The following is a 10,050-nucleotide window of genomic DNA, read 5'->3' as shown; positions in this document are numbered from 1 at the left end:
GTCCCGGTGGGGAAGTTGTAGATTCCCTGCACGGTCGCCGGGGCGAGACCGGTCGGCGCCGCCGTGGCACCGGGTCGGACGCGGATGGGGTGGTTCGCGTAATGCTCGTGCGGGGCCGGTGAGTCCGCGACCGCCGCGGTCACACCGGCTGTTGCGGTGAAGAGAGCGAGGGTGAAAAGGGGTGCGATGCGACGAAACCAGGACATCTGATACTCCCGGAACAAACCAAGCACGGCGAAGATATTTGGAGGACCGCGGAGTCTTGCACGCGCGGCCGGAACATAAGAACTCGACCCAGCCACAGTCTATTTCACCCTGGGAGAACAAGCCATGAACCGAGGGGCGTCGAGGGTAGAAAAACCGGCTCTTTCCCGCCTGCGTTCTTACCCAGGCGGGCACGGACAAGATCCGGTTTGGCATTCTGGGGGCTCAGGAGGACGGTGATGGCCCGGTCAGCGGCCCTTAGCGCCCCGACCGGCGGTGGTTCGCGGAGTCGGTGCCAGCAGGAACGAGATCTCTGTGACCTCGAAAAACAATTCCTGCCAGGGCGACTTCGGAAAAATGACAGAGCCGGGGGCGCCGGGGTAGCCCACGAGGTCCTGTCGCGGCAACAGCCGCGGGCGTTGTCGGCGAGCCGATTCACGATCGAGTCCGCGGCCACGCGGTCCGGTAGGGCCTTATCGAGGCCCTTGGCTCTGCCGCCACCGGCACCCCAAAGGACTTGCAGCTCTATGCTGGTGAGGAACCCCGGGGGTCTCGCTGGAGCAAGGATCGCACGGGCAGAACGGCCAGACTTTGTGCGGCACGACTCAAGATTGCCCCGCTGGTGCACAAAACTAGTTTGAGGTCACGCGGAAGCGGCGACCCGCCGGAGCTTTACGTCTGCAATCGTCACGCCCGCAGTGGGGGACAACCCTACGGGCGGAGCTCCTTCATGGGCCTGCTGCTCCGTGTCGAACACCACCAGCACCATGGCCTGACCCTCCACGGCCTCCAACCAGTAGGCAGCCACGAACCCGGGCAACGAACTCACCATGGGGACGATCTCGTTCCGCAGAGCGATCTCCGCGTCGTCGGCTTGTTCCGGGTCAATGGTCACGGTTAGCACTGCAGCATGCATAACGCTTCCTTTCGATGGAATGGATCCCAATGTTAGGCCGCTAGGACCGGACGACCAACGGCCTATACCCCCTAATCGGGCATTAGGGGCGGCGCGGGGTGTCTTCCCCATTCTTCGAATCCGTTTTAGCGGGAAGCAGGGATCGGGGCGGGTTGTACAGTACAAGTTTAGCGCCGCACGGAGGGTTTCGCTCCGCTGCTGATGCCCCCGCCGTCAGGCCTCCGCTGGCGCGGCCGTCTGTTAAAGTGCTGCCCGTTCATGGCAGGGTTTCTGCCTGTCGTCCGGTGTCTTGTTTACGATGGTGCTCCTCTGGGCGTTTCATCTGGCAAACAGGGTTCTGAGGAGGGACGGCGCTGCTCCGGCGGGTGGGTCCTTCATAATGGGCTGAGCAGGATGGTGAGGGTTGAGGGGATGTGTGGTGGAACCAGTGCGCTTTATTGATCCGTTTGCAGCTGAGGGACCGGCTGTGGTGGAGCGGCCGGGCAAGCCCGCCCCGGTTCCGGCTCCGTCCACGAGGTCAGTTCCGTTGTCCAGTGTTGTGTTTTCCAGCGGTCGTGAACGTGAGGTGCGGCAGGTCATCCATGACCTCGCCGTTCTGGCTGCAAGGCAAGACCCGACAGGGTCGTAGGCGGCAGCCCTCCTGGGTAAATTACTAGGTCTGGAGGGGGTGACCGGGCGCATGATGGAGCCAGTAACAATCGCAAGCGGCAAGGGCAGGGTCTTCTTGATGCCCGCGGGATTTATTCATCTCCTGTGGCAAACGGACGTCAGCATTGAAGAGGCGGACGCTGAGGCTGCCATGGCGGCCGTAAATGAAGTCGCTCAAGGGGGCGAATATCCCCTGCTGGTTGATATGGCCACAACTGAGTCAGTGAGTAGGGGAGCGCGGGCTGTGTTTTCTATTCCCTGCGCAGCTACCCGGATCGCGCTGCTAGGGACCAGTCCGGTGGATCGCGTCTTGGCCAACTTCTTCCTCCAGGTGCATATCCCGCCCTGCCCCACCCGGTTCTTCACCTCACGCCACGAGGCTTTGAACTGGCTGCTACATGAGAATGGCAACAGCTGATTGCCCTTGATGAGCCGCCGCGAGAGGGCTACGGGCGTTCCTGGCCCTTCTCTGCCCTAAACTGACGCCATGCGTCCCCTGCCGGCATTTGGCGTTGTTCTTATGACAGCCGTCGCCTGGGTAAGGGCGGCCACACCCGCTAATCCTTCCGGGGCAGTGATGACGGAACGAGAACTATTCACGATCCTCAGCGACTCCCGAGGGCCGGAAATGATTCTGAGCAGCTTGACCATTGAAAAGCTGAGCGAACTTTTGGATGCTCTCTACCGGAACTTGGATACTCCCATGCCTGTTCCAGACGCAATCTTCTGGTACGAGATGGGTGTCGAAGAAAGCCACCGCCGGAATCTCTGAATCGAAAAGCCGTCGCCTCGGTGACGGACACCTAACTTTTGAGAATCGTGTGGGACTCCCGACGGTCGACCGTGGCTGAGCTCGCCGCCGCATCACGGGCCCAGTAACTGGACCAGGGGCCCGTTAGTCCCGGGCTTCTTTGATGGGGAAAGGGTGCGTTCCGTCCCGGCCGCTGCTGACGTTCCCGTCAAGGACTGCCCCCGGGGGTGGTTCTGGTGGGGCGTCCGGTTCTTGTTTACCTCTGACCGGGCCCGTGCCCGGTGCTGTGGCGGCGGCGAGAGGATGGCATCCGCCGATGGATGGTCAGCGCGGCACTGGCGAGGAGGACTCCGGCGGCTTGGGCCCAGGCGGTGAGGGTTTTTTCGGGGTACCAGAGGGGTTCGTACATGGCCGGGAAGGGCCCGAAGGCGGGGACATCCACGTACCGGTAGAGCAGCAGGGCCGCCAGGCCCCCGCCGGTGACCGCGAGGGCCAGAAGCCACGCGGGTCGGCTGCCTCGCAGGATGATGTACAGGGCGGCGATGACCGCTGCTGAGGCTTCGGCGATGAAGAGGTTGCCCTGCCCGATACCGTCGGGGGCTGCGCCCTGGTAGCCGGGGGCCAACTGGAAGTGCACGACGGCGTCCACGCCGAGGGCCGCCGTCATCAGAATCCGCAGAATCCAGTCCGCTGCGGCCGGCGGGGCCGAACTGGAACCGCGTTGGGGCAGTCGCGTCATTTGACGCTCAGGGTTCCGTGCATGTTGGAGTGGTAGGTGCAGTGGTAGGTGTAGGTTCCGGGTTTTGCGGGGGCGGTGAACGTGGTGCTGGTCCCTGCTTTGACGACGGCGTCGAAGGAGCCGTCGTCAGCGGTGACGGTGTGGGCTTCGTTGTCCATGTTCATCACCGTCACTGTGGACCCCGCGGGGACACTTTCCGCGCCGGTGTAGGCGAAGGATTTGATGTGGATTGTCGCCTGGGCTGTCGCACCGGTCGACCCACCCGAGGCCCCCATTGACGATGCCGTCGGGGAAGCGCTCATGGTCATGCCCGGTTCCATGGACGCATCGGCCGATCCGGGAACCGTTGAAGGAACTGCAGAAGAACCTGCCCCGGTGCCGGTGGAGCCGCAGGCGCTGGCGCCGATGATCGTGGCGGCACCAATCACGGCGAGGGTGAAGCGCTGTCGGATCGTGACGGTCTTCATGGCTTTGTTCTCTTTCAATCGGGGGGCGAAGGTCGCCGGGCCAGGGTTTCCCCCGGCCATCGGACTGGTAGCCCAGTACCGCTCCTAGGCGGGGTGGCTGGAGGTCAGGTGGGCGTAGACGACAGTGTTGTCCTGGTATTCCCGGGTGGCGGGGTTGTAGCCGCCGCAGGTGATGAGGCGGACTTCGGGGCGTTCCGCGTTCTGATAGACCGCAACCGTCGGGAAGGTTGATTTGTGGTAGACGTCAACTTTGTCGACGGTGAAGACCGCGGCGGTGTGATCGGCCCGGGTGACGGTGATGGCCTGGCCGGGGGTGAGTTCGTGGAGGCGGTAGAACAGGCCGATATCACTGGTGGTGCTGTTGACGTGGCCGAGGATGACTGCGGAGCCTGTCTGGCCGGGGGTGGGGGAGTCCTGGTACCAGCCTCCGGGTGCGCCGGGCTCCCCCGAGGGGGTTTGGACTTCGCCGTTGGCTTGCTTGCCCACGGCGGTCAAGGCCGCATCCACGCCGATGGAGGGCACCTCGATCCGGACCGGCACAGAGGCGGGCAGTGCACTGTCCGGCGCGGCAGGGACAGCCGCGGCAGACGGCAGGCGCGGGGCCGCTGTGGTGACTGGGTCGTCAGACGGTGCGGCGGCGGGATTCAGTAGGGAGGTGCTGCTGGTTGGGCCGGGTGTGGGTGGTTCGGCGTGGAGGCCAAGGGCGGTGGTGGTGATGCCGGCGGCCAGGAGCAGCGCCGCCGCCGCGGACGCGATGAAGCGTCCGCGGCGGCCGTTGGTGTCAGTTCCCATCAGGTCCCTGCTTGTTTCCTGGTGCCTTTATCAGGCCTTAGGCTGCGATCTTCTTGCGGAGGGCGTACGCTCCGCCGGCTGCCAGGACGAGGCCGCCGCCGGCTGCGAGCAGCCCCAGGTCAGGCCCGGCCGGGGCCGGGGTGGTGATGCCGGTGCCGGGGGCTCCGGCAGGCAAGGCCTTCAGGGTCCCGCACAGCGCCGGTGATGTGGCGGCCAGGGGCAGGGAGGGGACCAGGTCGCTGGGCTCCTTCTGGGCTGCCGCGGGCAGGGTGGCGGGGTCCAGGCCGTGGACGACGACGACGGCGGTGCCGGCATTGAGTGAATCAGCGGTCTTGGGGTCCAGGGTGAAGGTCCGGTTGTAGGTGTAGGAGGCGCCCGAGGGTGCGACCTTCAGATCGGTGCCGGCTGCGGGGCTGGTGTCGCCGCTGGTGGAGAGTGTGGCGCCGATGCCGCCGTAGAAGGGGGCACCTTCGGTGGTGCTGATCACGCCGTCTTTACTGGTGTCGGCGGACATGTCCGGGCAGGTGCCCTGGGCACCGATGTGGATGTGCTGCACGTGCGGGTAGGGCGCGCCGTTAAACATCGCGGCGAGTCCGGAGACTTTCTCGGTGACGGTGGCCTGATTCCCGTCGACGGTGATCATGACCGTTCCGGAGGCGTTGGACCCGTTGATCGCGGCGAGGTTCGCCTGGTACATGGTCTCCTGCCCATCATGGGCGAGGGCGGGGCTGGTGGAGAGTGCAAGGGCGCCCAGGGCCAGGACCGGGGCAATCAGGAAAGCTGATTTCTTCATGACGTGTTTCCTCCGTTGATGATGAACGTTCCCCCAGATGGGCACGCCCATAGCAGTGACACTCATGGTTCGTTGTGCGCCGCGTCACGGATTGGTCAAGTCTCAGGAAAAATCTTTACCGCCCATCTTCGAAGGTGACCTGCCCGAACGCGGCGGCCGGTATCCGGCCCGCTGCAGGGGTTGCAGCGGTTATTCGGACCAGCAGGCCAGGACCGTGCTGGCGACCTGGTAGGCGAACGCGGCGCGGGTGACCTGGTTGGGTCCCAGCGTTTCGGGCAGGGCCGCCGCGTCCACGGTCAACACAAAGTTGTCTTTGACGAAGACAGCGGACGCCGGTGTCTGGAAGGCCGGGAACCCCAGGTTCGCCAATCCCTCGATAGGGGCGGCCCCGCCCGTGGTCCGCTGTAGATCCTGAAAGTAGGTGTGGGCAGTGTCCGGGTCCGGGGCTTCCTTGACGGAGAGCACGAGCGCACCGGCGGGCAGTGTGTAGGTGCAGGTGTAGAGCTTGTCCGCCCACGATGCGGAAGTGCCGGGAGGGGACGGGAGGGCAAGGATCTTGACGATGTTGTCCCGGGTTTCCTCACCGCACACCATCAACGCCGCGGCCGAGGGCCCACCGGCGGCGGCAACAGGAATGTCGGAGAGGGGGGACGCTGATGGGGTACCGGCCCCGGCAGAGGCCGCCATCGAAGCAGCCGGACCGGGTACGGATTCATCGGGACCGGCGCCGCATCCAGCCAGGACCAGCATTGTCAGCCCGACAAGAGTCGTCACCAGCACCTGATGCGTTAGAGATCGTGTCGGCGAGCTCGCTCGTCCCAGTGAAGCACACACCTTCCAAAAGGTAGTTCTGGCCGACACCTTACCGTCCCCGTCACCGGTTATTCGTCGCCTGTGGCGGCATGGACGTGGCCCATCCATTGATCGTGTGAGGACGAATAACGGTCAGGGCTCCCGTCCGGGGACCTTCTTCCAACGGGCCCATCGTCTCGCACCCATTGCGAGGGCCCGCGTTCGAAAGGGCTTCATCCGTCATGCGCACATCTGCCAACAAACTCCTCGCCACCGTATTCGGCGCCGTGTACCTTCTCGTCGGGCTTGCCGGCTTCGCCGTGACCTCCGGCGTCGGATTCTTCGCCACCAAAGGACCGGACCTGATCATTTTTGCAGTGAACCCGCTGCATAACATCATCCACCTGGCCATCGGCGCGGCCCTGTTGCTCGCGGGCCTGAAGTCCGTCCCCGCAGCCCGGTCGGTGAACACTGCCGTGGGGGCCGTATACCTCCTGGTCGGAATCCTGGGGCTGTTCCTGCTCGACAGCGCAGCAAACATCATCGCCCTCAACGGCGCCGATAACGTCCTGCACCTGGCCAGCGCCATCCTCCTGCTCGGTGTCGGCCTCTCCCAGGACAAGAAAATCAGCCGGCGCACCACCATCCGGTCCGGCCAGGTATGAACTCCGCCCCCGCGCCGGGAGCAACAGTCCCGGACGAGAGTACGGCCCCTGCCCGGGGCGGAGTCCTGGCCGAGGCCGTCGGGATCCTTGCCGCGTTCGCCGGCCTGGGCGCCGCGACCCTCAGTTTCGGAACCAGTTCAACGCTGCTCACCACGGCCCCGGGCCCCTGGACAATCGCCGGGACCGTCGCTGCCTGCCTCTGGGGTGCGGCACTCACGCTATGGGCGGTGCAGAGCCTGCGCACCGGCGCCCCGATGTGGAGCCGGGCGGTCCTGCGCGTGGCCCCTGCCGGGGCGTTCCTGCACCTGGCCGGCGTGGCCGTGGGCATCTGGTGGCCCGGCGGATCCCCGCGCTCACTGAACGGAACCGCGCTGAGCGCAGCGGCACTGGAACTGATTCTCCTCGGCTGCGTGGGCTGGCTGGCCCGACAAACCAGCCGCCCGGGGCGCCCGGCCAACCCCCAACCCGCCGCGGGACCGCTCCTGATGGCGAGTCTTGCTGCCGCCCTCACCGTCGCGGCAATCACCGCCCCGGGACTGGCAGCGACCGCCGCCGGTCAGTATGCCGTCCCACACGGAGAACACCTCAGCACTAACAGCACGCCTCCGGCCGGGCACCACCACTGACCCGCCGCACGCGGTGACGCTGCCGAACCACCGGCCCACGGACTTACGGGCCGATAAACCCAACGGTGGGGTTGCCGTCTGGCTCGCGCGGGTACTCCCCGTTCCGATCACGCAGTCGGGGACTGTTCCGCCATGGGGCGGCGGGGCAGGTCCGGCAGGTATCGGTTCCACACCGGCCGATGGGACAGATGCGGCCGTGTCCGTAGCCTGAGGATGAAGGGACCCGTCGTCGGGGTCATCCCTGCAGCCAGTCCAGTGCGGTTCGTCCCATGCGGGGGTGGTCACGGTCATGTCAGCCGATCAGTGCCATCTTTTGTGGCCGCCGCTTCGAATAATGGGCATGAACTATTACAGTCCCGCGGCGCAGGAACGGGTCAAAGACGCCGCCTATGATGCCATTGAAAGAGTTCTGACCGGCATGTTCGAACCATTGAGCAGACAGGCCCTGACCACGCGCTGGAACAAAGCCGTCGAAGCCATGGCAAAACACCTCGAAGCGCAGGACGACGGCTCCGAGTAGAGCGGCACCACTCACCCCACCCTCCCATCCCCCGGGGTGAGCCCTGAGAGATAGCCGGCGACGATCAAAAAGAGATTGAATCCCGGGCCAGGCGATAGCGGTGTTGATCTTTTTCTTGGAAACCGGCCCATCCGGATCCCGCCCGGCATCGAAGCACTGACAACGCATCACTCCGCGGGGCGCTCTCACCGCGGCTTCGTACCGGCTTGTGACAGTGGCGGGGACGAAAAGTATGTGACGGTGGAACCCGGCCAGTTGATGGGAGGTGGGATGGACCGCACGAACCTCACCATCGCCCCTGCCCTCCGCCTGCTCCTGGTCGGCGGCCTGTTCGCCATGTTCTGGATCATCTTCGGCGCGGGCAGCGCCCACGCCGCCCCAGCACCACCGCCGGGAGAGAGCCCGAACACGGCCACTGGACTCGTCCTTTCCCTGAATGCAACCGTGAAACCGCTCATCACCACGGTTCAGCCCGGGACGGAACCGGCACCGCCGAGCTCACCAACGCCCGCGTCCGTCCCGGTTCCCCCGCCAACGACCCCACCACTGGGTGTCACCGCCCCGGCCAGCAACCCCGGACGGCAGACCGCCGCGCCCCCGACCGTCGCACCCACCCACGCCCAAGGCCCAACCACGGCGCTCCAAGACCTCACGAACCCCATCACTGGGTTCACCGGAATCCCCGCGGCACCGCTCACCCCGCCCGTGACCGAACTCGTCACCAGTACCGTGCAGCCGGTCGTGGCACCGCTCACTGCGCCCGTGACTGAACTCGTCTCCGGTACCGTGCAGCCGCTCGTGGTACCGCTCACTGCGCCCGTGACTGAACTCGTCTCCGGTACCGTGCAGCCGCTCGTGGCCCCGCTCACGACCCTTGCCGGCAGCGCTCTGAACCCGATAGTGAACCCGGTGGAGGGCATTACCTTGCCATTGCCTGGGCTAATCAACGGGTCCCCGGCCCCCACGGCCGCAGTCCCGGTTGCACCCGTGACGGCAGATACCTTCCCGGGTGGCGGCGAGCATGCCACCCCGATGGTGGAGACGCCACGGGCGGCTGTGTTCATCGCGAATTTGTCCGCCTCCACCACGGCGCTTTTCAGTCAGTTCGTGGGAGGTGCGGCCGGCAGCGCCCCGCGTGCTGCCGCGTCCATGAACGACGGCGGCGCTTCACCTCAGAGCCCGACCCGGCCCCCCAGCGAATACGTGCCCGCAACGACACCGGCGCCCTCACCGGTATCCGGCAGTGCCGGTGGTGCGGGGCCCACTGGCGCCGGAGCGCAGACTGCAGCGGATCTTTCCCACCACTTCGTCCTGCCCATGACCGGGGGCGGGGAAGGATCGCTTTTCAGCTTCGTCCTTCCCGGGCCCACAACCCAGGATCCAGGATTCTCACCGGACTAATGATGCCCGCGCCGCGCACCTAAATGCCGCGGCAGATGCAGGCTTACCGGCCCCTTTGGCCGGAACAAACATTCATTCCATGTGAGGAAAATCAGTCATGAATTCATTTGTCCGCAACACCCTTTGCGCCGCAGCTTTCGCCGGCGGCGTCCTCGTCCTCGGCGCCGGAGCGGCCTCAGCCGACACCGGCACCAACACCGGCGCCGGTCTTGGTATCAGTACGCAGAACCAGACCAGCATCACCTCCGCGTCCTCAACGGCCAACCGCGACAGCATCGCCTCCAACCTGGGCCTGAACCTGGGCGCTAACGCCAACGTGGCCGGCACCATCCAGAACACCGCCAGCGGCCGGAACATCGGCACGACGGGGATTGATCGTGGGTCCGTGGCTTCGAACGTGAACCTGGGCGCTAACGCCGGTGTGGCCGGCACCACCCAGAACACCGCCGGCGGCCGGAACATCGGCACGACGGGGACTGATCGTGGGTCCGTGGCTTCGAAAGTGAACCTGGGCGCGAACGCCGGTGTCGCCAGCAACACCCAGGACAGCACCACCGGGACTGACCGTGGATCCTTCGCTTCGGCGACGGACCTGGGCGTGAACCTGGGCGCGAACGCCGGTGTCGCCAGCAACACCCAGGACAGCACCACCGGGACTGACCGTGGATCCTTCGCTTCGGCGACGGACCTGGGCGTGAACCTGGGCGCGAACGCCGGTGTCGCCAGCAACACCCAG

Annotated in this window: 13 protein-coding genes; 6 read left to right on the top strand and 7 right to left on the bottom strand. The window is 65.7% G+C overall.

What is annotated here, in order from left to right; all coding sequences use genetic code 11:
- On the bottom strand, nucleotides 1–206 hold a 206-nt coding region (locus tag AB0313_RS21750; RefSeq protein WP_366308383.1), incomplete at its 3' end, for a hypothetical protein.
- A gap of 641 nt (nucleotides 207–847) precedes the next feature.
- A complete protein-coding gene (locus AB0313_RS21745; RefSeq protein ID WP_366308381.1) occupies nucleotides 848–1,120 on the bottom strand; it encodes an antibiotic biosynthesis monooxygenase in 273 nt (90 codons plus the stop codon).
- A 727-nt stretch (nucleotides 1,121–1,847) separates the two neighbouring features.
- On the opposite strand from AB0313_RS21745, the gene AB0313_RS21740 reads away from it, so the two are divergent.
- Nucleotides 1,848–2,186, top strand: coding sequence for an STAS/SEC14 domain-containing protein (locus AB0313_RS21740; RefSeq protein WP_366308385.1), 339 nt, complete (start codon nucleotides 1,848–1,850; stop codon nucleotides 2,184–2,186).
- Between the two features lie 589 nt (nucleotides 2,187–2,775).
- Here AB0313_RS21740 and AB0313_RS21735 read toward each other — a convergent pair.
- The 5 genes from AB0313_RS21735 to AB0313_RS21715 all read right to left on the bottom strand — a co-directional run bounded on the left by AB0313_RS21735 (nucleotide 2,776) and on the right by AB0313_RS21715 (nucleotide 6,084).
- Entirely contained in the window at nucleotides 2,776–3,186 is a 411-nt protein-coding gene (locus AB0313_RS21735) for a hypothetical protein (protein WP_366308379.1), read from the bottom strand.
- Between the two features lie 68 nt (nucleotides 3,187–3,254).
- Nucleotides 3,255–3,725, bottom strand: coding sequence for a cupredoxin domain-containing protein (locus tag AB0313_RS21730; RefSeq protein ID WP_366308377.1), 471 nt, complete (start codon nucleotides 3,723–3,725; stop codon nucleotides 3,255–3,257).
- 84 nt (nucleotides 3,726–3,809) lie between these two features.
- Nucleotides 3,810–4,517, bottom strand: a complete 708-nt coding sequence (locus AB0313_RS21725; protein ID WP_366308375.1) for a class F sortase — start codon at nucleotides 4,515–4,517, stop codon at nucleotides 3,810–3,812.
- A gap of 37 nt (nucleotides 4,518–4,554) precedes the next feature.
- Nucleotides 4,555–5,310, bottom strand: coding sequence for a hypothetical protein (locus tag AB0313_RS21720; protein ID WP_366308373.1), 756 nt, complete (start codon nucleotides 5,308–5,310; stop codon nucleotides 4,555–4,557).
- A gap of 189 nt (nucleotides 5,311–5,499) precedes the next feature.
- A complete protein-coding gene (locus tag AB0313_RS21715; protein ID WP_366308371.1) occupies nucleotides 5,500–6,084 on the bottom strand; it encodes a hypothetical protein in 585 nt (194 codons plus the stop codon).
- Nucleotides 6,085–6,344: 260 nt separating this feature from the next.
- On the opposite strand from AB0313_RS21715, the gene AB0313_RS21710 reads away from it, so the two are divergent.
- The 5 genes from AB0313_RS21710 to AB0313_RS21690 all read left to right on the top strand — a co-directional run.
- Nucleotides 6,345–6,767 carry a DUF4383 domain-containing protein gene (locus tag AB0313_RS21710; protein WP_366308369.1) on the top strand — a complete coding sequence of 141 codons (423 nt, stop codon included), beginning with the start codon at nucleotides 6,345–6,347 and terminating at the stop codon, nucleotides 6,765–6,767.
- Nucleotides 6,764–7,393 (top strand): hypothetical protein, encoded by a 630-nt coding sequence (locus AB0313_RS21705; protein ID WP_366308367.1) that lies wholly within the window; start codon nucleotides 6,764–6,766, stop codon nucleotides 7,391–7,393. The genes AB0313_RS21710 and AB0313_RS21705 overlap by 4 nt, the downstream gene beginning before the upstream one ends.
- Nucleotides 7,394–7,733: 340 nt before the next feature.
- Nucleotides 7,734–7,913, top strand: a complete 180-nt coding sequence (locus AB0313_RS21700; RefSeq protein WP_366308365.1) for a hypothetical protein — start codon at nucleotides 7,734–7,736, stop codon at nucleotides 7,911–7,913.
- A 270-nt stretch (nucleotides 7,914–8,183) separates the two neighbouring features.
- The gene (locus tag AB0313_RS21695; protein ID WP_366308363.1) at nucleotides 8,184–9,314 is read left to right on the top strand and encodes a hypothetical protein; all 1,131 of its coding nucleotides are present in this window, start codon (nucleotides 8,184–8,186) and stop codon (nucleotides 9,312–9,314) included.
- 97 nt (nucleotides 9,315–9,411) lie between these two features.
- Nucleotides 9,412–10,050, top strand: a 639-nt coding sequence (locus AB0313_RS21690) for a hypothetical protein (RefSeq protein ID WP_366308361.1), incomplete at its 3' end; no start/stop codon positions are given.

Source organism: Pseudarthrobacter sp. NPDC080039 (genome assembly GCF_040702335.1).
GTDB classification, from domain to species: domain Bacteria; phylum Actinomycetota; class Actinomycetes; order Actinomycetales; family Micrococcaceae; genus Arthrobacter; species Arthrobacter enclensis_A.
This window is presented reverse-complemented; position numbering and strand designations above follow the sequence as displayed.

Bases quoted from the DNA above. Each gene is read 5' to 3' on its own strand.
- AB0313_RS21745 (WP_366308381.1), bottom strand. From the start codon at position 1,120: ATGCATGCTGCAGTGCTAACCGTGACCATTGACCCGGAACAAGCCGAC.
- AB0313_RS21740 (WP_366308385.1), top strand. From the start codon at position 1,848: ATGCCCGCGGGATTTATTCATCTCCTGTGGCAAACGGACGTCAGCATT.
- AB0313_RS21735 (WP_366308379.1), bottom strand. From the start codon at position 3,186: ATGACGGCGGCCCTCGGCGTGGACGCCGTCGTGCACTTCCAGTTGGCC.
- AB0313_RS21730 (WP_366308377.1), bottom strand. From the start codon at position 3,725: ATGAAGACCGTCACGATCCGACAGCGCTTCACCCTCGCCGTGATTGGT.
- AB0313_RS21725 (WP_366308375.1), bottom strand. From the start codon at position 4,517: ATGGGAACTGACACCAACGGCCGCCGCGGACGCTTCATCGCGTCCGCG.
- AB0313_RS21720 (WP_366308373.1), bottom strand. From the start codon at position 5,310: ATGAAGAAATCAGCTTTCCTGATTGCCCCGGTCCTGGCCCTGGGCGCC.
- AB0313_RS21710 (WP_366308369.1), top strand. From the start codon at position 6,345: ATGCGCACATCTGCCAACAAACTCCTCGCCACCGTATTCGGCGCCGTG.
- AB0313_RS21705 (WP_366308367.1), top strand. From the start codon at position 6,764: ATGAACTCCGCCCCCGCGCCGGGAGCAACAGTCCCGGACGAGAGTACG.
- AB0313_RS21700 (WP_366308365.1), top strand. From the start codon at position 7,734: ATGAACTATTACAGTCCCGCGGCGCAGGAACGGGTCAAAGACGCCGCC.
- AB0313_RS21695 (WP_366308363.1), top strand. From the start codon at position 8,184: ATGGACCGCACGAACCTCACCATCGCCCCTGCCCTCCGCCTGCTCCTG.